Here is a 21,448-nt window from a genome sequence, read left to right as displayed (position 1 = left end):
ACCGATCGGGCAGGTAGATTCGGATTTTACCGAACGCCGGGGGCAAATGCGAGCAAATACCGACCGCATCGCGACCGGCAACGGGCTGGCTGCGGGCATCGCCCCGGTGACATGATAGGGTTGGCAACCGGCGCTGGACGCGAGGAAAAAAAGACGCGGTCGGATGTGGCATCATTCCGACCGCGTCCCGAATGAAGAACGAGCGATCCCGCATCCCCAAGCCCGGCGACATTTACATGAGCGCCGAACTCGGCCAATCATCATGCGAGCCCTGCCCCAGGGCGGGGAACAAGGGTCGACGGTTTTCCCTTGCTCCATCCTCTCGCTCATCCTTCCCCGCAGCGGCGTTCTGTTCTCTGCGATGAATGCCGTGGTCGGCCAGGGTGCCCAGCACCTCCCAGCGGTGCGAATCATCCGACAAGTAGCAATAACCGCGGTCGCCGGCCGAACCATGTTCTCCTACGAAGTCATGAACCGTGACGGTCGCAAAGGCGCTTGAGGTATAGCGCTCACCATTCCAGTTCAGGAGTCGAGCCTTGGCACTGCTTCCGGCCATTAAAGGTTCCAGCAGTTGGAAGATGCGAATTCCGCTCATCGATTCGAATCCCCGTTTCCCGGTCGAATAGGATCGCGATGGGCCTGATCGGCCCTCCCGAACCTGGTTCCGTAAAAGCCGCATAATCAGAGCGTCGTCTATTACGATTTCTTAAGTTTACGGATTCCTTGCGATTCTGCAAGGTTTTTCTGGCCACATTTTCGCGTGGCGAATCTGGGGAAATGGCGCATTCCAGGGCACTTGGCAAAGCCGGCGACCGACCAATTCAGATCGAGAACCTGGCCGCCGATCAGTGCCCGGATTGTTGGCTAATCCAATCGCCAATCAGTGCCAGCGCTGAGGGGGCCATGGTCTCCTCGATCTGCCCATACTCCGAGGGGGCCCCAGTCGTACACGTCTGCAACAAGTGGTTGAGAGTGGGCAATTCGTGCAGCGTGTAATTGCCGTTGCCTGCCGCCTTGAGTGCCTTCTCGATCTCGGGAAGGTTCTGCGCTGGCGGAACCTGCAAGTCCCGCTCCCCGATCACGGCCAGCACCGGGCAGTGAACCTTCGCGAGCGTGGGACGCGGATCGTACGAAAGAAAGTAACGGAACCACGGCGTCACGAGCGATCGGGCTTGAGCCTGGGCTTGCGCTTCGGCCGCCTTGCGTTTGTCTTCAGGCAGCAGGATCGAGAGGCCCGTGATGGCGGCCACGAGTTTCTTCTCGACCTCGGCAGTATCGGGGGGCATGTCGCCCGGCGCGGCGGCCGCTTGACGTTCGAAATCCTTCACGATCGCAAACAGCTTTTCCTGCAAGGCGCGCTGAAACTTAGTCGCCGCGTCGCCACCACCTCCGGCGCGCGAGATTAATTCCCCCTGCGCGTAGAGTATTTCTTCGCCGGTCACGCCGGGTCCGGCGATCAGTACAATGAACTTGACGTCGTCGGAGCGACTTGCGGCCAGCGGCGCAATCAGGCCTCCTTCACTATGCCCCACGAGTCCGATCCGCTGCGGATCGAATTCCGCGCACGACTTGAGAAACTCGACGGCGGCGAGCGCGTCGCCCGCCAGGTCATCGGTTGTGGACGTTGCGAGGTCGCCGCTCGAGCCGCCAACGCCGCGATCATCGAGCCGCAATACGGCAATGCCGCGCCGCGTCAAATAATCGGCTAACACCAGAAAAGGCTGATGGCCCAGCAGCGATTCGTCTCGATCTTGCGGGCCTGAACCGGAGATGAGCAACACCGCAGGGAACGGCTTGTCGCCCTTGGGCACTGTCAACGTGCCAGCCAGCTTGACGCCGGCGGGTTTGTTTTCGACCGTGACCTCGCGCTCTTCGTAGGGATACGGCTTTTTCGGAACTTGCGGACGCTTGATTTCTGGCGCCTTCTCGGCCGGCTTCAGCGCGAGCGGCAACGCCGTACCGCCTTGCGTAAACGTGCCGGCGATTTCGCCATTCGCAAGTTTTCCTTTGAACGTCGCGCGCAGCGCCTTGGACGTGAGCTTCAATTCGCCGTCGGCAAACGTGGTTTCATCGATGCGGATGCCTTTCGCCCCCTGATCCGGGCTGTCGAGCGTGGCCTTGAACGTTCCGTCTGCCGATTGCTCGATGTTGAAAACAATCCGCAGCTTGACGCCGGCATCCAGCGTGCCGACCCAGGAGCCGGCAACAGCTTCGCGCGGGGCCGGCGGCTGTTCGCTGGAGCTCGTCGCGGATTTGGGCTCACCGGCATCGGCTGGCGGCGCGCCATCGGCCCGCCATGCAGCGGGCGCTAATGCCAGCATCAGCGCCGTCGAAAGTTGCAGAGACTTCGTACCCATCGTGGCGCTCACTGGATTTTGAGGTCCTCAATAGACAAGATTCGCGCCGAAGTCGGGCACCTGTCCTTGGGCAACTTGACGTTTCCACGCGATCAATCTGTCTGAGCCGCTGTTCCAAAACTTGCCGCATAGGTCAAGATACTGGAGCACCGCCGTGGAGTCACCCTTTTCCAAGATGGCTTTCGCCAGTGACATGTTCGGGCCGAAAGAATCGAGATTGGGCGACCCTTCGGTTTTACCCGACGCGATCAGGTGGTCTTTCGCGCGGGCGAGATCCCCTTCATGAAGAGCCACGTGACCCAAGACCAGATGGGAGTAATGGATCGCGTTTCCATCCTCTCGAAAATACTCGTCGATCTCATTGCTCGACGCCAGTGCCAAGCACTCCCGGGCAAGTTGCCTGGCAAACTCCCATTCGCCGGCGTCGAGTGCTGCCCGCGCGCGGTTCGATAAGGTATACACGCGAGTTAACAGATTTCGCACGCGCTTTTCTTCGTCGCTAACGACGCCGGCGTGGGCCGAACGAATCTGCTCGGCCATCTCGAGTTCAACCATCGCCTCCCGATGTCGAATCGCGCGATCCTCGACCGTGCCGTGTCGCGCCGACAGCGTGTGCAATTGCGCCAGCAGTTCGTGCCATTCGGTATTCTCTGGCTCAAGTGTTTGCGAATCGACGAGCAATCTCGCGGCCCGCTCGGGCTCGTTGAGCATGAAGAATCGTGCAGCATTCCCGAGTACTGCGGCGTTTGACTTGCTGTCGCCGACAGTCTTTATCCACTGCTCGCGAGCATCCTCATACCATTGAGGCTCGTCGCGATTCAACAGGAGAGCATCGGGGATTCCAGCAATCCTCCGATGAGGATGATGCTCAATGAGCCAACAAATATGAGCGGCACGTTTGGCCCGTAACTCAGGCTGCCGGCTCGTGGAGTAACCGGCCAGTAGCATCATGCACGCGGCGAGATGGTGGCGCTCGCCGCGAACCTCACCTTCGAGCCACACCGCTTGCATTGAAGAAAGGTCCCGGCCGATTCTTTCGCAGGCTATTTCTGCGTGCAATCGGACGTCATGGTGACGGTCGTCTAACGCCAAAGTCAGAAGCGGCAGTGCATGCTCCACCTCGTCCGAAAGCTTCGCGAGGTTGAGGCTAGTGATCGTTCGAATTCGCAAATCCCCTGCACGGAGATCTTCTTCGAGGACCCTCCAGTTCCAGCACGCTTCTGTCGAGCCAGCGGATACCCCCCTCAATTGTCCGTCGCTCACCGGAGCATGGCACCATGGGCAGCAGCCGTCTACGAGCTGCCGATGCGTGACTGTGCAAAGTGGTTTCTCTTCGGTCATGCGTGCCACCGGCGCGGCTAGCGGCCCTGAGATGCTTCACCAACTGACGGCATTCTAGCACGAACAAGTTCCGCAGCTGTCGAATACTCTTAGCCGAGAACCGTTTGTGCCGTCCCCTTCTGGGCGCGCAGGCGGTTTTGATCCGGCGTTCGCTTGCGCCCTGGCTAATGAGCTGAAGACATCGCGAAGTAAAAAAGAAACGCACGTGTCTCGACCTAGCAAGCGAGACACGTGCGTGATTTGTCGTCAACGGTGAATCGGTCGTGCTCGATCCCGATCTCTCGGCCGATGTTCCTCGGCTGCCCGAGCCGTCGTCGAGCCGCGCATGTCCGCTACCGTGGCCCCGATGCGCTTAGTAAACGATCCGACAGCCACATTGCGTGTAGTTGCAGGGCGGAACATAGCCGGCATAAACAAAACCGCCGCCGTAGCCAAATGGCCCATGGCCATAGCCGCCAAACAAGTAGTCACAAACTCCGCAGCGGGGCGGGCAACGACTGGCGGCCTGGACATCCTGGCTGAGTGAAGCCAGCGCCACGACGATCAGCACAGCCATCAATAAACGTCTGAACATTTTTCAGTTCCTCCATGAACTTCGGGCCGCGACAACCGCCTGCGCCCAAAAATTGCAATCGGTATTTCTAGGGACCGTTCGCGGCGTTTCCACTGGATCCGACGTCGTCGACGCGAACGATCCATATTGCTCGTGCGTCAAAGCTCTTCGGCATTCGGCCGTCCGCTCGATCAAGTATTTCGTCACGACCCGAGGCACCCCTACAATCGTTGTGCTCGAACTCCGGCAAGGCAACTCGCACAGAACTGGGCTCGGTCCCGAAGGGCAAGTACGTCACGTTACCGCGCTTTCGCCACAGACGTCAGTCAGCGATCGACTGACGAGGCAGCCCCGGAAATCCTCGACAAAATACTCGACTTCGAACAAATCGACGCCCGCCGCACGGGCAGCTAGAATCGGTCGCTTTCGGGCCTGGTGCGTTCGAGTGCCTTCAGGGTCACGTCGTACGAGGCGCCTCCGCCGGCAAAGCGCGGGCAGCCCGGCACGAGCCAGCCCTTTCGCAAAGCCTCGTCGAGAACGTTTCCTCTCCTGGAGCAAGAGCCGTGTATCGAACCGTGCGGAGTCCATTTCATGGCCGGTTCTGAGCGGCGTCGGCCGAAGGCCGGGTCTCGCACGAAAGCAAGCCAGACTCTGTCGCGCCCCAATCCGGCAACTCCGAACGGCGTCGCACAAGCTTTGGTCGCGATAGTTCTGCTGGGCGTCGCAGGCTGGATGGTATACGGGCGGTCGTTGAGCTATCCGTTCATCTTCGACGACTTCCATTCGGTCGTCATGAACCCCTCGATTACCAGGTTGTGGCCGCTGTTTGGCGCATCGAGCCCCTTCGTCGCACCGTTTGACTCGCCCACGGCAGGTCGACCGCTGGTGAACCTGTCGCTGGCGATGAATTACCACTTCGGCCAAATCGATCCGTGGGGTTACCACTTCGTCAATCTGACGCTGCACGTGCTTTCGGCGGTGCTGCTGTGGGCAATCGTTCAGCGAACGCTACAACTTCCGTACTTCGCCAACCGATTCGACCGCGCGGCATTCGGCCTTTCGTTGCTCGTGGCCCTGGCCTGGCTCGTGCATCCGCTCGTCACCGAATCCGTGGAATACACGACGCAACGCACCGAACTGATGATGGGGTTGTTCTACCTGGCCACGTTATTCACCAGCCTGCGGTACTTCACCGCCACGACGTCGAAGCATCAATTGCTCTGGCTGCTCTTGGCCGGCGTGGCTTGCGCTGCAGGAATGGCCTGCAAGGAAACGATGGTCTCGGCGCCATTCGCGGTGCTCTTATTCGAGCGCACTTTCCTGGCACGATCGTTCTGGCGGGCGCTACGCCGCTCGTGGCCTTTGTACGTGGCGTTGGCGCTGGGCTGGATCGTGCTCTTGACCTTGAATCTGGGCGGACCGCGGTCCGCCTCGGCGGGGTTTCATCGGGGAATTCCGGCTCACGTCTGGTGGTTCACCCAGGCCAAGGTGCTTGCCATGTACTTCAAGCTAAGCTTCTGGCCCTGGCCGCTGTCGGTTCACTATCGCGTCCCCCTTTTGGAAACCTTCGCGGTCGCCTGGCCGTGGCTGGTCTTTGCCTTGCTCCTGGGGATTGGCATTCTGATCGCGCTCGGGCGCCGATCCGCCGCGGGTTTCATAGGTGCCTGCGCCGTCATGATTCTCGCTCCCACACTCGCCGTGCCGATCCTCAAAGAAGTCGCGGTCGAACGGCGAATGTACCTTCCGCTGGCTGCGATTCTTACACTGACAATCGTCGGCGGGTATCGGCTGTTGTGTTCGGTAGCGCAGGTACCGGCCTCGAACGAGCCTAAGATCTTTCGCTGGCCGCTCGCGGCGACGCTCACCTTCGGCGCGATCTTGGTTGTCGTGATGGGCGCGGTCAGCAGTCTTCGACTGACGGCGTATCGCGATGCAGTCACCCTCTGGCAAGACGCCGCACGGCGCGACCCGAACGACTTGATCGCCATCCAGAATACGGGTATCGCGCTTAATGATGCGCAGCGCAGTGAAGAAGCCGCTCGATACATGCGACAGGCCCTCGAGCGATTTCCCGACTGGCCGGAAGGGTATCACGTGCTGGGCGTGGCGTTGATCAATCTCCAGCGGCCCGCCGAAGCCATCGACTATCTAGAAAAGTCATTTCCCAGCCCCGACGATACATTGGCACATTTTCATCTCGGTCTTGCTCTGTTGAACGCCGGCCGACCGGTGGAGGCAATCGACCAGTTCGAAATGGTTGTGCAAGAGCAGCCCGATGTGTCCACGTTCCAGAACCGGCTGGGCATGGCTTTGTTTCTCGCCGGACGCCCGCAGCCGGCCCTCGAACATTTCCGCAAGGCGGTGGCATTGGAACCCGATTCCGCGATGATCCGGAAAAACCTCGCCCTGACCCTCAAAGCGGTGAACAGCTTGCCCGAAGCGCGCGAAGAATTCGAGAAGACAATACGGCTGGCTCCCGACGATCTCGACGCGCGGGCCCAGTTGGCAATTGTCTACAACGATCTAGGCCAGTCAGCCGACGCGGTTGCCACGGCCGAAAAAGCCTTGGCAATGGCCAGGGCTGCGGGAAACGTGCCGTTGACGCAATCGCTTGAGAACTGGTTGAAGCAGAATCGCAAGTAAAGCGGGCATCGTGCGAGTCGGCGGATGCGGGAAGTTGCACGAACAACTGACCGAGACACCAGTTCCTTTGCGCACCGAGAATTCCGCGGTCCCGAGTGTCCGCCGGGCTCGAGCAAAGGCGCATGTCACTTGCGACCTTCGTCATGCGTCTTCAGAGCCGGAACGTAAAACGCGGCGACGTTCCGTTCGATCGCAGGAAACGATCGCGCCGAACTGGCGGAGAGATTCGCGAAAACGACGATGGTCATGTGGTCATCAAGGTAGCGGCTAATGCCGGAGACAAATCCCTGCCAGGCGCCGCCGTGACGAACAATTCGATGGCCGGCAACCTCTTCGCAAACCCAGCCGAAGCCGTAATTGCCTGTGTTCTTTGCTCCGTCGGCCAGTTTGGCGACGGTCCACATCTGCAGCTGGGACTCGGGCTTGAGCAGCGAACCCGATGTCAGAGCAGCGTCCCATTTCGCCATGTCCAATAGATTCGTGTAGAGACTGCCGTCAGCCGTCGAATTCATTGTCGGTGACACCCACTGCTGGTTTTTCAGTTCGCCGTGAACCAGGCGATAACCGGCGGCACGATGCGGAACGATATCGGCCTCGCTGATAACGCGCGTCGACGACATTCCCAACGGTTTGAAGATCCGCTCGGCCAGCAGCTCGCCATAAGGTCCTCCGGTGGCCTTTTCCATCACAATCCCGAGCGTGACGTAACCGAGATTGCTGTACTTCCACCCTGCGCCAGCTTCGAAGGCTAGTGGCGACGCGTAAATCGCCTGCAACAACTGGTCGGTCGTATAATCGCGGCGCAGATCGAAATCGCGTGGGTAGTCTCCTAAACCCGACGTGTGCGACAGGAGGTGGCGAATTTTGATCGCTTGCCACGCCTCGGGAGCGTCCGGCAAAAACTTGCGCACCGCGTCGTCGAGATCCAGCCGCCCCTCCTCGACGAGCATCATCACTCCGGTGGCTGTGAATTGCTTCCCCAGTGATCCGCTTTGAAAAATCGTCTGTTCGGTAACCGGAACCTGCAGCTCGACGTTGGCCAGGCCGTAGCCACGCGACTTGACGACGGTCCCATCGCGCACGACCAGCAGTGCCAGCCCTGGAATGCGCGACTCGACGCGCTGCGCTTCTACATAGTCGTCGACTTCGTCGGCCGTTCGACCGACGCTGGCAACCAAGAGAGTGGCAAAAATCGCTAGCCCGCACACCGCGGTCGCTCTGTGAATCTCTTGGCGATCGGAGAGCACGTCAGCCCCCTTTTCGATACATGATTCGCTTGCGCGCGAAAACTACTTCGTTGGACTTCCTGCGATGCGATAAGTCCGGCTGATCGCGGTTGGTAAGACCGAGACGTGATCTTCCTCGTCAAAGACTTGAAAATAGACACGCAGCCCATGGGCAGAAAGCGGTGCCAGACGATCGGCTGTGCGCGTCGCGTCTAGCACCATGTGGCGGGCGTCTCGCTCGCCCACGAACAGGAACAAGTCCACCTTGGCCCCTTGTTTCTCGATGAACGCCTTCTCCTCGGACAGGATCGCCTGGTTATTCCACCACAGGGACGGAGCGCCGGCGGCGTAGGTTTGAAAGGCTTCGGGATGCGTGTAGAGAATGTGCAGGACGAAGAGCCCGCCCAAGGAGTGACCGAACAGCGTTTGCCGTTCGCGGTTGACCTTGAACCTGCTCTCGATGAAGGGTTTCAGCTCATCTTGGATAAAGGCAAAGAATTCTTCCTGGCCGCCGGTATTGTCTTCAGAATCGGTATCACTCTTCTCCCCTTGTCGCAGAGGCGTGAGGTCGTAAACACGCGCCACATCAAAGGGAGCGTCCGAAGGATAACCGATACCAACGATCAGCATCGAGGCAGCGCGCTGCGCGCGCACGGCCTCGGCAAAAGTCGCGAAGACCGCATTGCCGTCGGTCGCATAGATGACCGGGTAGCCGGCCGTTGGTGGCCCCGCCTTGGGCACGGCAACTTGGATGCGGTACTCACGCCCCGCGCGCGATCGCAGCGTGAACTGGTGCGAACGGGGGATCGTCACGGGCCCATCTTCCGTCGATGACGCGTCGCTCGGCGAGGCCGCCGGCTCGGCCGCGAGCAATACCGGTGAACAGGCCACAATGAAGGCGAGACTCAGGACAGTAACGAAGGTGAATCTCATAAGTCGATTCAAACGGTCACACCGCTGGCAAAGTCGCACCGATGCAGCCACATCCGACACGCCGCTATGCTCAACTTGTCGTCGTAGGCACCGGAATCAGAGAAAGTGCGGGAAACAGGACTTGATCCGGCAACCGAGCACGGCTGACCAAATGTCAGTCGAGCGGAGGGCGGCAGCGCAGGTGATTTATGACCGTAAGCCAAAAGTGCGGGAAACAGGACTTGAACCTGCACGGTATTACTACCACTAGGCCCTCAACCTAGCGCGTCTGCCAATTCCGCCATTCCCGCTCGATGATTTCCTCGGGGCCAGGCAAGCGGCACGCCGCCAGTGGCTAATCAAGCAAGTCTAAGTCTTTTGCTTCCACCGTCAAGCGACCGGGAAAGCCGCTGATTCTCACCAAATCGCGCCAGTCAAGCGGCTCGTCGAACGGGGCGCAGGATGCCCCCAGGTCGCCAGAGCTACGACCAATCGGGGCGGCGGCGCTTCACGACCAGCAGCGTGCGATCACGGTTCGAGTGAATCTTGCTCGATGAGAATTGAAAGCGAAGGGCGGCCGCCAGTTCTTTCGCCGTGCTGTCCGATTTCTCGGCCACCAGGCGTGCGATGGATGACAGGCCCAGGCGATGGGTGCGGCCTTTGACCGGCGGAGCGAATTGCGGATCATCGCCGGCCATGACCAAGAGCGTCTCTTCGGGGCGCAGCGAGTGCAAAACCGGCTGATAAGTCGAATTGGGATCGCGCGCCAGCGGCAAAGCTACGCGCGACAGCAACTGCCAGCCACCCGGCCGGGCCAACAGCGCCGTGACGTCCCCGGCTGTTGCCAGGCGAATCCGGCCCGTGGGATCGAGCAGGGCATATAACAGCCCTGCTGACTGCAGTCCGGCCGCGGCTTGCCACAGCTCGCGATTGACCGCGTTCAACAACTGTTGGGGTTCGCGCGCTTGTTCGGCGTGGGCGCGGACCGCGGTGCGCAGGATGCTCGCCATCATCGCGGCCGAGATTCCCGAACCGGTCGCCGATCCGACAGCGATCCCCAAGCTTTCGTCGCCGCGCGTGAACCAGTCGTAGAAGTCGCCGCCCAGGACGTCGCCGCGTAAGGTCCAGGCATCGATATCCCAACTGGGCGACGCAGGAATGTAGCGCGGCTGCTGGAACTCCTGCAGTCGCTCGGCTTCGCTCATCTGGCGTTTGAGCGTCGCGGCGTTCAGCCCTTCTTGCATGAGGACTTCGCGTTCCAGGTCACTGGCCAGCCGACCAGCCACGATCTCGACGAGATTGACCTCTTCATCGCTGAAATCGCGCTCGCGGGCTGAAAAGATCCACAGCGTGCCCAGCGGAATGGCGCTCGTCGCGATCGGTACGCACACGGCCGCGGCCGATGCTTCGGGCGCCTGCCATTCGGCGCGCACCGCGCGGTTTTTCATCACCACGGCATGACCCGCCAGGGCTTCCAAATCTGCAGTTGCGGAGCGCAGCGGACGCGGCCCCAGTTGCAGGCGCTCGCGCGGCAAGCCATACGCGGCGCGCAACTTCAATTCGGTGGTGGCCGAATCCAGCAAATACACAGCCGCCGCATGACAATTCACCGCTTGCGCGCCGCCGCGCAGCACAGCTTCCAAGCGCTCGGCCAGATGCACCGGCTCGCCGGGCCGTTCGATGACCGGCACGGCGGCCGCCAGTTCGGCTTCGCGCTTGCGCAGTTCCTCGCGGGCCACGTGCAACTCGCCCAAGAGATGGCCGATCGCGCCGGCCAGCTCGCCGGCGTGTTCCAGATCGACCGAGGGACCACGGTCCCGCAACGCGGTCCCACCGAGATCAATCCTGAGGTGTCCGGGAGAGCTTCCAACGCCCGGGCTGACCGGGGCGGACCACAACAGGTCGTGATCGTTTTGCGGTGGGTGCCCTGGCACGTAGCGCAGCGACCAGCCGGTCGCACGCTCGAAGGCATGGCACAAGTCTTGGATCGCGCCTGAGGCTAAGCGCCCGGGCTGATCGACTGTTTCCGACCGCTCTTTAAACAGATTCAAATGCTTCGGTGTAGACCGTGACACGGCGAGCCTGCTTGCTGGGAAGAGGAACAACTGATGCACGTCGCCGCCGGTCCGTCGTGTCCTTCGTCCGTTGTCGCCAACGGCCGCAGATGCGTGGCAATTTTGCCTTGGCTCTTCTGCGCCGTGTATTCCGCGACCCATCTGAAGGGAACGGACCGGTCTTGCGACTCCTCGCAGTTCCACAAGGTCCTGTGTCGGGCACGCGCGGCAGCAGGTGAGCAAGCTCGGCCGAAGTACGCAATCCTTCGCGGCGGCGTGGGGGCGGTCCCGCGAGGCGAAGGTTCGTCTTCTCGAAAGCAATTGCTCCAAGGTGCTCGCGCGGTGCACAGGCAGCTTGTGGGGTAGTCGTTCCCCGTGCCCGTCGCGGAGCAACTTGACGCCACGGCGGGGCGGGCCGTGCGACACGCAAGTTACTCGGACTGGCACGGACGAACGAACACGAACCGCTTTCGCAGTTCGCCCAGCATCCGTGACCGGCAGAATCAAGCATCGGCAGAGCGACGGCAATATCGTGAGGCGCCCTTTGCGATGCGTCATCGGCGCCGATCGTAGCGGGCACGCCGTGTGGGAAAAGTTTGCCATGTCGCGTTTTGCCTTACGGCTGGTAACGAAGAGCATGCCACGCGCCTTCGCGACGGTTTGCCGATGAATGCGAGCATGCCAGCTAGCGAACCCTGCGTTGACATTGACCGACTTTTGCACGAGGTCTAAATTCCTGCCGCGCTCGCCCGGCGATGGCGAAACGGACGCAAATCCAAGGGCTCGACTGTGATGTGGCAGGCCGATCAAGAAAGAAAGCGGCGCCAAGTGGTCTTCGCGGGATGGCTGTTGACCACCGCGGCTGCTCTCGCCCTTGTCGCGCGCTATTCGTCGAACTCACCCTACGCCGATGAATGGCCGTGGTTGGACGTCGTGGTGGGAGATCGCCCCTTCGATAGCGCGTGGTTGCTCGAGCCCGAGAATCATCATCGGGTGCCGCTCACGAAACTTCTGTACATCGGGCTCGCGCGGCTGACGAACTACGACTTTCGCGCAGGCGCGGTGGCCAACGTGCTCGTGCTCTCAGGTGCCAGCCTGGGGCTATTGTGGGCCGTGCGGCGCGCCCGCGGCGAGACACGGCTCAGCGACGTTGTGATTCCGATCGCGCTTTTGCACTTAGGGCATTGGTACAACTTGATCTGGGGGCATCAGCTCTTCTTCGCCATGGCGGCCGCCCTCATGTGCGCGGCGATCGGCATCATTATCAATACACGCGGTCCGGAAACGGCTCTGCGTAACGGCTTGCTCGTCGCGCTCGCGTGTGCGGTCCTGATCGGTTGTGGCGGCCCGGGTGTTTGTTTCCTGCCGGCCCTCGCGCTGTGGCTGGCAGTCGCAGGGTTGACGTTGGCGCGTAGCAACCGTCCTGGGTGCTATTGGTCCGGTGGAATATTGCTCGCGGCCGCGGCTGGCTGCCTGGCCTTGGTGATCGTGTATTTCGCCGGTAATCGTCCCACCGAAGGATTGCCTGACGCACCGGCGGCAGGCATCGACGCGGCGCGCCTGTGGGCGACCATGCGCGGAACGTTGCAGGTGCTCAGCATCTCGGCCGGCCGGTTGGGCCAGGACACGTGGCCGGCATCCGGGATTATCGTTGCTGGGTTGATCTTGGCGGCCCTGGCCATGCTTGCCATCGTCTGGCGGCGCTCGCCTGAAGAGCGGCTGCGTGCCGCTGGTTTAGCATGCGCGATCGCATCCGTCGTAACGGTCGCCCTGGGGGTCGGCTGGTCGCGCGGGACGATCGATCCGACGTATTGTTTGACGGCGCGCTATAGCTTGCTGTCCTGTCCGTTGGTCGTCGCGCTCTATGGCGTTTTCGTATTGTATGGCCGAGAGCCGCGTTGGCACGTCGCGGAGGCGGCGACTGCCGGCATCGCGGTCGTGATCGGCATGGCCTACGTCTCGTCGGGCATCCACCAGTCACAAGAGATTCGCGCGCGGGTGGCGCGGATGGAACTGCTCGTGGCCGATGGCCTTTCGCCCAGCACCATCGGCACGCGTTCGGCCTGGGATATGCAGGATGAAGAGCGGTCGCTCGCCCGGCATTTAGAACAAATGTGCGCGGTCCGCATCGGACCGTATCGCCATGGATCCGTGCCGGTGGCAACGGTCGATGCTGAGGTACACCGCCTGGCCCAACAGCATGCCGCCGAAGCGAAGAGAACGAAGGCGACGATCTCCCCCACGCGGCCGTGGGTGCAAGACCTGGCTCTCGCGCCGGGGCAGCGCGTCTTTCGCATTGATCTTCGGGTGCGCAACCGGTTGCATCGGGCCCCCTTGCCGGAACAGCTCGGCTGGAAAATCGTCAAACGAAATGCAGCCGGAGCCGAGTTCGAACTCGCCACCGGGACGTGCGACCTTGAGTGTTTGCCTGACCCGATGTTCGCCGTACTGCGGTTCGCGGCGATAACGGCGGAGCCGAAGTGCCATTATGAGTTGGTCGTCGTGCGCTCGGACAAGTGGCGGCTTCCTTTTGAATTGCCAGTCTTCGCAGCCGATGCGACGTGCCCGACCAGCGAACTCGACGGATACGTCTACGTGCTGCGCGAAGAGACACCGATTGTCGCCACCGCTGGCCGCACAGCAAAATAGGGAGGGTCGCGGCGTCCGGGTGGCTTATGCGCCGCACTGGCGGACGAGCCGCCAGCGGCACCCCGATTTCGCCGCACGTAGCAGCGCCCTGTGTCGGCCTACGCCTTGATCAGATCGCGCACGGTCTTGCCCGAGGGGATCATCGGCAGCACGTGCTCCTGATACGGCACTTCGACGTCCAGAACGTACGGACCATCGTAGTCGATCATCTCGCGCAGCGCGTCGCCCAGCTTGGCCCGATCCTTCACGGTGCCCGCACCGCAGCCGAAGCCGCGGGCGATGGTCACGAAATCGGGATAGCGGTTCTTCGGGCCCAGACCGTCTCCCTTTCCGATGGCTTCAGGATTATCGATCGGCCCCAAATAGGTGTGCGCACGGTTGCTGGCGTGGAAGCGATCTTCCCACTGCATGACCATGCCCAGGTGCTGATTGTTCAAGAGCAGCACTTTCACCGGCAGCTTTTCACAAACACACGTGGCCAGTTCTTGAATGTTCATCAAGAAGCTGCCGTCGCCGTCGATATCGATCACCAGCCGATCGGGGTGCGCCGCCTTGGCCCCCATGGCGCCGGGCAGGCCGAAGCCCATCGTTCCCAGCCCCGAACTCGACAGCCAACTGCGCGGCTCGGTGAATTGAAAATACTGAGCGGCCCACATCTGATGCTGGCCGACGCCCACGGCGATCACCGGGTTGCGATCGGCCACGAGCTTCGACAATTCCGAGATCGCGTATTGCGGCAGGATGCCCGGGAACGACTTGTCGTACGAGAACGGGTCCGACTTTTTCCAGGCCGAGATCTGCGCATGCCAGGCATCGAGGCCGGCCTCGGGCGGTTCGACGATTTTGTTCAATTCCGCGAGCGCGTACTTGATGTCGCTGATGATCGGAATGTGGGCTTCTTTGTTTTTGTTGATCTCCGACGGATCGATGTCGATGTGCACGATCTTGCCGTGCTTGGCAAACTCCGACACCTTGCCCGTCACGCGGTCGTCGAACCGCACGCCGAAGGCCAACAGCAAATCGGCCTCGTTCACGGCATAGTTGGCATAAACGCTGCCGTGCATGCCCAACATGTCCATGCACTGCGGATCGTTCGAAGGGAACGAGCCCAAGCCCATCAGGGTCATCGTGACCGGAATCTTGGTCTTGTGCGCCAGCTCGCGCAGCTCTTGGCTCGCCCCGCTGGCGATGATGCCGCCGCCGGCGTAAATCACCGGACGGCGCGAACGCTTGATGGCTGCGGCGACCTGCGCGATCTGCTCAGGGCGCGAGCGGCGATCCTCGACGTGGTAGCCCGGCAGGTTCATCGGGGCGTCGTAGTCGGGCACCGTCTGAGCCTGCTGCACGTCTTTCGGCAGGTCGATCAGCACGGGCCCGGGACGGCCGGTCGTGACCAGGTGGAACGCCTCGCGCACCACGCGAGCCAGATCGGCCACGTCGGTCACCAGGTAATGATGCTTCGTGATGCCGCGACAGACTTCGACGATCGGCGTCTCCTGGAACGCATCGCTGCCGATCACCGACGTGCCGACTTGCCCCGTGATCGCAATCAACGGAATGCTGTCGAGCTTGGCGTCGGCAATACAGGTCACCAGGTTCGTCGCGCCGGGGCCGCTCGTGGCCATGCACACGCCCGGCTTGCCGGTGCTGCGGGCGTAGCCCTGTGCCGCGAAGCCCCCCCCTTGCTCGTGCCGGGGCAGGATCGTGCGAATCTGATCCTTGAACTTCGTCAGCGACTGGTGCAGCGGCATGCTCGCGCCGCCAGGGTAGGCGAAAATGACCTCCACGCCGTGGTTCACGAGCGACTGAACGAGAATATCGGCGCCGTTGGTGATTCCAGCGGCGGCGGTATTTTTGGGGGCAATGGTTGCCACGAAGGCCTCCTGGTGCGGTAATGCGGCGTGCCTGCCGAAGATCAAAAACCAGGCGGCAGCGCGAATACTGTAAAATACGCCTAAATCGAGGCGATTTCAACCGTCGGACGAAGGCAGAAAGGGTCGCAAACCGTTAGACCGATGGGACATCGGTGGGCGTGCGAAGGTTCGCCCGCGGGCTGCACCGTGCGAAATACGGGGCGCATTAGCGGTTGCGCCTGCGGCGCGCGGACAAGCGAGTTGTCCGTGCCACCTGAGGTCTCGGCAATCGACAGTCGGGGGTTACGCCAGCATCTCTTTTATCGTAGCCATCTCATCGTCCGCGATGCCGGCGTGCTTCAGGTTGAGCTTGTCGAGCCCGTCGATGCCCAGGCCGATTTCGATGCCGTGCTTGATGAACGGGTTTTCCCACACCGAGTAGTTCTGCAAACGGCGCTCGGTGCCGTATCGCTTTAACACCGCCACGCCCGTGGCGTCGGCCGCGATGCGGTCGCGACTGGCCACGACCAGCTTCGGCTCTTCGACGTCGCCGTGCGACGGGCCGCCGAAGACGAAGCTCTTCGTACCGTCCATGATGTTCAAGGCCGGCTTGATGCCCAGGTTCAACTCGGCAACTCGATTCACCAAGGGCTCGACCTCTTCGACATCGAGCTTGCGCCCTTCGGGCCCGACGCGGCGGCGGCTGCCCGAGCTTTTCTGATCGGCCAGGTTGCTGTTCCCCTTGAAGGCCGTGTGGAACTCGCGGCGGCTGCGGTGATGGCTCATGCCGACGAAAGCCTTCATCGACATCGTGAACCAGGCTTGGAAGTGCGTCTTGATCACGGGCACATTGATGACGTGATCGACGGCGAAGAGCAACTCCGCCAGCTCGAAACCGTTTGGCCAGCTCGTGGCGAGCGGGTGAGTCACCTTGCGCCAGTGTTCGGTGTTGGCTGGCTTGCCGAGCTTCTCGAACTCCGAAGCCGCGTCCTCGAGCCCCACGGCTACGACCGGCGCTTTGACGTCGCTGATCGCCTCGTTCACAGCGTCGAGCTGACCGACCGATTTCATGACGTCGATGGTCTTCGGCGTCGTCGTGTTGAACAGCGGTGAAAAGCTGCGATCCGCCACGATGATTCGCTTCGGGCCTTGCGCAGCGACCAGCTTGATCACGGCGTACAACACTTCCGGGCTGGTCGTGGTCGGATTCGGCACGGCGCCCGTGACATTCGGCTTGATGAGCACCGTCTGGTCGGGCTTGATGAAATCCATTCCGCCCGACAGCTCCACGGCGCGCTTGACCGCTTCTTCCATGTTCGAGCCGCGCGCGATGCCCACATCGGCCGGTCCCGCCGCCGCTTTTTCCGCCGCCCGCAACATGCAGGGCGTGATCAACCGACCGGCCGTGCTGGCCGCCAGGGCGGCGCCCCCCGCCGATTGCAGAAAAAAACGACGATTGTGCAGATGGTTGCGGTCAAGCATCGTGGGCCTCGCGAGATTTCGAGAATGAAGAGATGTGCGTTGCGAACGTCGTGAACCGCTCGACCGCCAGGCCAGCTTCACTGCGTCGATTTTAGCCAGTTCTCCAACCCTTGGCGAATTTTCCTGTTCCGCTCGTTCAGTTTCGCGGCCTGCTCGCCGGGAATCTCCTTCGAGGCGTGTACCGCCTCCATCGTCTCGGTCCGCAGGCTGGCCAGGTCGGCACGGAACGGCTCGGGCACGGGGTGCGGATCGGCAATCGTCTTCTTTCGCACCGCGCGCAGAACCTCGGCCAGTTGGTCGCCACTGGCGATCACCGAGGCGATGTTCGGGTAGTCCTTATCGAGCTTGTGGTGGCAATCCAGGCACATGTCGCGAAGTTTGAAATCGGCGGGCGGGTTACCGACGTCGTGGTTGCCGTGGCAGTCGACGCAGGTCGGATACTTGGTGTTGATGCGCTTCGAGAAATCCCAATGATGCGGCCCGGCCGCCAACCGCTCGGCTTCGTCCGTGTGGCATTCGCTGCACACTTTCAAGTGTGCGCTGAGCTTGGTGCCAATGAAGCCGAAAGCCTCTTCGTGGGCCCGGCCGTCCTCCTCACGGTTGCCGCCATGACAGTCGTAGCAGGTCAGACCATTCAGATCGTGGACGCTGCGGACGAAATGCACCACGGCGTCGGTCAGCTCACGCCCGGCCGTTAAGTGACACGCCGCGCAGTTCGAGGCGACCGTCGGCAGCGGATGCCCGGCCGGCCAGGTCTTGGGAGCGACGAGCTTGCGCGGGGCCGGCTTGGATGCGGCCGGTTTTGCAGGTTCCTTCTCTTCGCCGGCGCGCAAGGCCACGCAACATGCGCCGAGAACAGCGGCGCTAATCAGAGAGGCCGGCAATGATCGGGATCGGAAGAGTACGAGCACGGTTTCAGGCTAATAGCCGACACACGGAACGTCAAACGCTACCAGCCACCGGCGGACAATCGTCGACGGTCATATTAGCCGCCGCCCGGCGCTCGGCAATCGTGCACGGCAAGCGGCCAACTCACGACGAAACGTGCCACGACATGAGGGCCAGCACGACGAAGATGGCGAACATGAAGCCGCAGATCCAGGTGCCGATGCGGCCCGCCGCGACCAGGATATTATCGTTCTGCTCGTGCCGCGTCGCCGCATAGACGAGGCTGATCACGATCACCAGCGGCAAGGCATACCACAGGTCATTGCCGACGGCCAAAAGCGGAAGCGAGTTGGCGATCATGATCGGTGTGTTGGTGGAGGGTTACGTGTTGCGAAGGAATGCAACGTGCCAGCGCTACGACGCTTGCGGGGGGCCGGTGGCGACCGGCTTCCCCTCCTCTTCGTCTTCTTTCTTGGCGGGCAGGTCAGGTTCGGCCGGGCCCGCCCAGGCATCGTAAATCACAAGCACGTTCAGCAAACCAGCAACCATCGTGTAGACGGTTCCCAACTCGAAGAAGCGGTTCAATCGCTTGTGCAGCAGGTCGAGCTCACTCGGCAAATCTTCGCGATTCTTCTCGACGCTGGGCGGGACCATGAAGTCCGTCCAGCCGGGAAAAGGAATCGGGTTGCTGCCGTGATTCACGCGATAGGCCTGCACGAGTGCCGGCAACGCAACAGCCCCGGCGCCCACCTGACAAAAGTAGGGAAAGCGCCGGTCCTCGGGACGCATCGACGCGTAGACGACGCGCCCTTCGCCCAAGTACAGCCCATACAGAAATGTTCCCAGAATGCACACAAAGAACAGCACGGCCTTCGACCGCCGCCCCTGGTACCAGTGGCCGCCTCCGGGAATGAGCCAGGCCAGTAAGGCTCCGACGAAGGGATCGCGCAGCGGCACCCCTTCGGGAGTGAACGTGCCACTCGGTCGGCCGGCGTCGCGGGTCGGTTGGTTTTTTGCCACGTTGCTTCTGCTCCAGAGAACTGCGGGCCACAGGGGCTCGGCAGCATCGAAGCCGATTATTGTAGTCTTCGGCCTCGACCACGCCAGATCAGCCGATGCCCTCGCCCGCCATGCTCCCGATGCTATTCGGCATAGAGTTCGGAACCTTGAAAACGAAATATCGCGATTCGTAGGGGAAAATCCTCAGCGGGCCCCCCTCAACTCCGCATATCGCGCGGCCTGGGCCGCGAAATCAAGGCCCACGGCGTCGCACAGACTGGCCCGCAACCGTGCCGTGATGGGACCGATTCCACCAGAGCCGATCAGGCGCCCGGCAAATCTGCGGACGTGCAATATGCCGATGCTGGTCGAGGTCATGAACATTTCTTCCGAATCGAGCGCCTGCGCCGGTGTGATGTCATCTTCGAAGACGGGTAGATTTGCGGCACCCGCCAGTTCGAGAACCATTTGCCGCGTGATGCCCGGGAGCAAGTTGTCGGCCCGGGGGGTCATAAGCGCCCCGTGACGGACGACAAATACATTTCCGCTGGTGCCCTCGGTGAGGTGCCCGGCAGGATCAGTCAGAATCGCCCAGGCTCCTGGTTGGATTTCATTCGCTTGCAGGTTGGCGAGCTGATAGTGCAGCCGGCTGCGCGTCTTGAGCGAATCGTCGAGCAGGTCGCCGGGGATCGAGCGCTGGGCCGGCACCACCGCATCGATGCCGGTCTCGTAGGCCGCGGACAGCGAGCCGAGTTTCTCGACCAGTGGAAAGCAGCTCACAATCACGGTCGGCCGCCGCTCATGCGGTGCAAACGCTGCAAAGTTGGCCGCCATGGGTCCGCGCGAAATATTGTGGATCACGTTCCAATCCACCTCGGCCGGTTCAGTCGGCAGATTGCGTCCCAGCGTTTGCTCGGTAATCACACGCAGCGCGGCGGGCGATAACCCAGGGTCGATCCGCAGGACGCCCAGCGTGTGGTACAAGCGGGCTAGATGATCGTCGAGACGAAATGGCCGGCCGTGTACCGTGCGCGTGACCTCGAAGGCCATGTCCCCCATCGTCAGCGCCGAGTCGTAGATCGACAGCCGGGCCTGCGCCTCGGGGACGAATTCGCCATTGAAATAAACGATGCGTTGGCTCATGCGCTCGCGGCAGCCCTCGAAGAAGAAAATTGGCCGAGGCATTTTAGCGTGGGGACGCCGCGACAGCAGGACCGATTGGCATCGGCACCTGCCCTTTCGGAAAGCATGCAAGCGCCTGGCGGCCAGCGACTTTCACCGCTCTTGCTCCGCCAGGGCGAAAGGATTAGCATTCCCCCCGCGCTCACCCAATACACCCTGATGGTGCTAGCTAGATGGTGGGACGCGATGTGCGCGAGCCAGGAAAGGATTCCGAGCATGGCACACAGCCTGGGCGATATTGCCCGACTCGTCGACGGTACGGTCGTGGGTGATCCCACGCTCGTGGTCTCGGGCGCGACAGTATTGGCCGACGCCAACGCAGGCGACATCACGCTGGTCGACACCGCGGAGCGCGCGGCGCGGCTGGGTGACGTGCGGGCGACCGCGGCGATCGTGCCGCGCGGGGTCAGGTGCGCGAAACTGCCGACGGTAGAAGTCGACGACATACACGTCGCGTTTGCGCGACTGGTCATGTTATTCCGTCCGCCACGGCAGACTCCGCGGGTCGGCGTTAGCGCGCTGGCAACGGTCGGCAAGCGCGTACGTCTGGGACGCAATGTCGACATTCACCCCGGTGCCTCGATCGGGGACGACGTCGAGATCGGCGACGGCGCGACGATCCACGGCGGCGTCCATATCATGGCCGGCTGCCGACTAGGCGCCGGCGTCACGATTTATCCGAACGCGGTGTTGTACGAGGACACGATCGTCGGCCCGCGCTCGATCATTCATGCCGGCGTCGTCATCGGCGCGCACGGCTTTGGTTACAAGCTGGTCGATGGCCGGCACGTGCTGGCCAGTCAGTTCGGGTGGGTCGAATTGGGCGCGGACGTCGAAGTCGGGGCTGGCTCGACGATCGATCGCGGGACGTACGGTCCGACCGTGATCGGCGAGGGAACAAAAATCGACAACATGGTCCAAGTGGCGCACAACTGCCGCATCGGCCGGCATAACATGCTTTGCTCGCAAGTGGGCATCGCCGGCAGCACCACGACGGGCGATTACGTCGTGATGGCTGGCCAGGTGGGCGTGCGCGATCACGTTCACATCGGCCGCGGCGCGGTAATTGGCGCGATGTCCGGTATCTCGTGCGACGTGCCCGAGGGGTTGCGCATGCTCGGCATCCCCGCCACGCCAGAGCGCGATCAGAAGCTGATTCAAGGAACGATCGCCAAACTGCCCGAGCTTCGTCGCCAGATCAAGGCGCTACAGGCCGCGGTCGACGCGCTGCAAGAGGACGGCAAGAAACCGGGAAAGAAAGCCGCCTGAGCCAGACGGATCGGGGATGATCGAACGCGGACCCAAAGAC

16 protein-coding genes and 1 tRNA gene are annotated in these 21,448 nt (G+C 61.9%); 3 read left to right on the top strand and 14 right to left on the bottom strand.

Translation table 11 applies throughout. The annotated features are described in order from the left end of the window. Window positions 1-232 precede the first annotated feature (232 nt). The 4 genes from VHD36_01630 to VHD36_01615 all read right to left on the bottom strand — a co-directional run bounded on the left by VHD36_01630 (window position 233) and on the right by VHD36_01615 (window position 4,272). Window positions 233-595, bottom strand: coding sequence for a hypothetical protein (locus tag VHD36_01630; GenBank protein HVU85989.1), 363 nt, complete (start codon window positions 593-595; stop codon window positions 233-235). Window positions 596-845: 250 nt separating this feature from the next. Continuing rightward, complete coding sequence (locus VHD36_01625; protein HVU85988.1) at window positions 846-2,357, bottom strand: alpha/beta fold hydrolase; 1,512 nt, start codon at window positions 2,355-2,357, stop codon at window positions 846-848. A gap of 27 nt (window positions 2,358-2,384) precedes the next feature. Then, complete coding sequence (locus VHD36_01620) at window positions 2,385-3,698, bottom strand: hypothetical protein (GenBank protein HVU85987.1); 1,314 nt, start codon at window positions 3,696-3,698, stop codon at window positions 2,385-2,387. A 352-nt stretch (window positions 3,699-4,050) separates the two neighbouring features. After that, window positions 4,051-4,272: a hypothetical protein gene (locus VHD36_01615; GenBank protein HVU85986.1), complete on the bottom strand. Its 222-nt coding sequence runs from the start codon at window positions 4,270-4,272 to the stop codon at window positions 4,051-4,053. 570 nt (window positions 4,273-4,842) lie between these two features. Here VHD36_01615 and VHD36_01610 point away from each other — a divergent pair. After that, complete coding sequence (locus VHD36_01610) at window positions 4,843-6,894, top strand: tetratricopeptide repeat protein (GenBank protein ID HVU85985.1); 2,052 nt, start codon at window positions 4,843-4,845, stop codon at window positions 6,892-6,894. 125 nt (window positions 6,895-7,019) lie between these two features. Here VHD36_01610 and VHD36_01605 read toward each other — a convergent pair whose 3' ends face one another. The 4 genes from VHD36_01605 to VHD36_01590 form a co-directional block, all read right to left on the bottom strand. Further along, window positions 7,020-8,141, bottom strand: coding sequence for a serine hydrolase domain-containing protein (locus VHD36_01605; GenBank protein ID HVU85984.1), 1,122 nt, complete (start codon window positions 8,139-8,141; stop codon window positions 7,020-7,022). Between the two features lie 42 nt (window positions 8,142-8,183). After that, window positions 8,184-9,053, bottom strand: coding sequence for an alpha/beta hydrolase-fold protein (locus VHD36_01600; protein ID HVU85983.1), 870 nt, complete (start codon window positions 9,051-9,053; stop codon window positions 8,184-8,186). 206 nt (window positions 9,054-9,259) lie between these two features. Next, window positions 9,260-9,343, bottom strand: a tRNA-Leu gene (locus VHD36_01595). Between the two features lie 171 nt (window positions 9,344-9,514). Then, the gene (locus tag VHD36_01590; protein HVU85982.1) at window positions 9,515-11,107 is read right to left on the bottom strand and encodes a SpoIIE family protein phosphatase; all 1,593 of its coding nucleotides are present in this window, start codon (window positions 11,105-11,107) and stop codon (window positions 9,515-9,517) included. Between the two features lie 828 nt (window positions 11,108-11,935). Here VHD36_01590 and VHD36_01585 point away from each other — a divergent pair. Continuing rightward, on the top strand, window positions 11,936-13,735 hold the full coding sequence (locus VHD36_01585) for a hypothetical protein (protein HVU85981.1): 1,800 nt from the start codon (window positions 11,936-11,938) through the stop codon (window positions 13,733-13,735). A gap of 98 nt (window positions 13,736-13,833) precedes the next feature. On the opposite strand, the gene ilvB is transcribed toward VHD36_01585, so the two are convergent. The 6 genes from ilvB to VHD36_01555 form a co-directional block, all read right to left on the bottom strand. Continuing rightward, a complete protein-coding gene (gene ilvB, locus VHD36_01580) occupies window positions 13,834-15,609 on the bottom strand; it encodes a biosynthetic-type acetolactate synthase large subunit (GenBank protein HVU85980.1) in 1,776 nt (591 codons plus the stop codon). A 282-nt stretch (window positions 15,610-15,891) separates the two neighbouring features. After that, window positions 15,892-17,070 carry a DUF362 domain-containing protein gene (locus VHD36_01575; GenBank protein HVU85979.1) on the bottom strand — a complete coding sequence of 393 codons (1,179 nt, stop codon included), beginning with the start codon at window positions 17,068-17,070 and terminating at the stop codon, window positions 15,892-15,894. 77 nt (window positions 17,071-17,147) lie between these two features. Then, on the bottom strand, window positions 17,148-17,909 hold the full coding sequence (locus tag VHD36_01570; protein ID HVU85978.1) for a cytochrome c3 family protein: 762 nt from the start codon (window positions 17,907-17,909) through the stop codon (window positions 17,148-17,150). 193 nt (window positions 17,910-18,102) lie between these two features. Next, the gene (locus tag VHD36_01565; protein HVU85977.1) at window positions 18,103-18,318 is read right to left on the bottom strand and encodes a hypothetical protein; all 216 of its coding nucleotides are present in this window, start codon (window positions 18,316-18,318) and stop codon (window positions 18,103-18,105) included. Window positions 18,319-18,372: 54 nt separating this feature from the next. After that, complete coding sequence (locus tag VHD36_01560) at window positions 18,373-18,978, bottom strand: DUF6677 family protein (GenBank protein ID HVU85976.1); 606 nt, start codon at window positions 18,976-18,978, stop codon at window positions 18,373-18,375. Between the two features lie 183 nt (window positions 18,979-19,161). Then, entirely contained in the window at window positions 19,162-20,100 is a 939-nt protein-coding gene (locus VHD36_01555) for an aminotransferase class IV (protein ID HVU85975.1), read from the bottom strand. Between the two features lie 255 nt (window positions 20,101-20,355). Between VHD36_01555 and lpxD the strand changes: the two genes are divergently transcribed. Beyond that, entirely contained in the window at window positions 20,356-21,408 is a 1,053-nt protein-coding gene (gene lpxD / locus VHD36_01550) for a UDP-3-O-(3-hydroxymyristoyl)glucosamine N-acyltransferase (GenBank protein ID HVU85974.1), read from the top strand. The last annotated feature ends 40 nt before the right edge of the window (window positions 21,409-21,448 follow it).

This window comes from Pirellulales bacterium (assembly GCA_035546535.1).
Lineage (GTDB): Bacteria > Planctomycetota > Planctomycetia > Pirellulales > JACPPG01 > JACPPG01.
The sequence above is the reverse complement of the archived record's forward strand: the minus strand, read 5'-3'. Positions and strand labels throughout refer to the sequence as shown.

What these genes read in the sequence shown, in the direction of transcription:
- VHD36_01630 (HVU85989.1), bottom strand. Translation starts at nt 595, where the DNA reads ATGAGCGGAATTCGCATCTTCCAACTGCTGGAACCTTTAATGGCCGGA.
- VHD36_01625 (HVU85988.1), bottom strand. Translation starts at nt 2,357, where the DNA reads ATGGGTACGAAGTCTCTGCAACTTTCGACGGCGCTGATGCTGGCATTA.
- VHD36_01620 (HVU85987.1), bottom strand. Translation starts at nt 3,698, where the DNA reads ATGACCGAAGAGAAACCACTTTGCACAGTCACGCATCGGCAGCTCGTA.
- VHD36_01615 (HVU85986.1), bottom strand. Translation starts at nt 4,272, where the DNA reads ATGTTCAGACGTTTATTGATGGCTGTGCTGATCGTCGTGGCGCTGGCT.
- VHD36_01610 (HVU85985.1), top strand. Translation starts at nt 4,843, where the DNA reads ATGGCCGGTTCTGAGCGGCGTCGGCCGAAGGCCGGGTCTCGCACGAAA.
- VHD36_01600 (HVU85983.1), bottom strand. Translation starts at nt 9,053, where the DNA reads ATGAGATTCACCTTCGTTACTGTCCTGAGTCTCGCCTTCATTGTGGCC.
- VHD36_01575 (HVU85979.1), bottom strand. Translation starts at nt 17,070, where the DNA reads ATGCTTGACCGCAACCATCTGCACAATCGTCGTTTTTTTCTGCAATCG.
- VHD36_01565 (HVU85977.1), bottom strand. Translation starts at nt 18,318, where the DNA reads ATGATCGCCAACTCGCTTCCGCTTTTGGCCGTCGGCAATGACCTGTGG.
- VHD36_01555 (HVU85975.1), bottom strand. Translation starts at nt 20,100, where the DNA reads ATGAGCCAACGCATCGTTTATTTCAATGGCGAATTCGTCCCCGAGGCG.
- lpxD (HVU85974.1), top strand. Translation starts at nt 20,356, where the DNA reads ATGGCACACAGCCTGGGCGATATTGCCCGACTCGTCGACGGTACGGTC.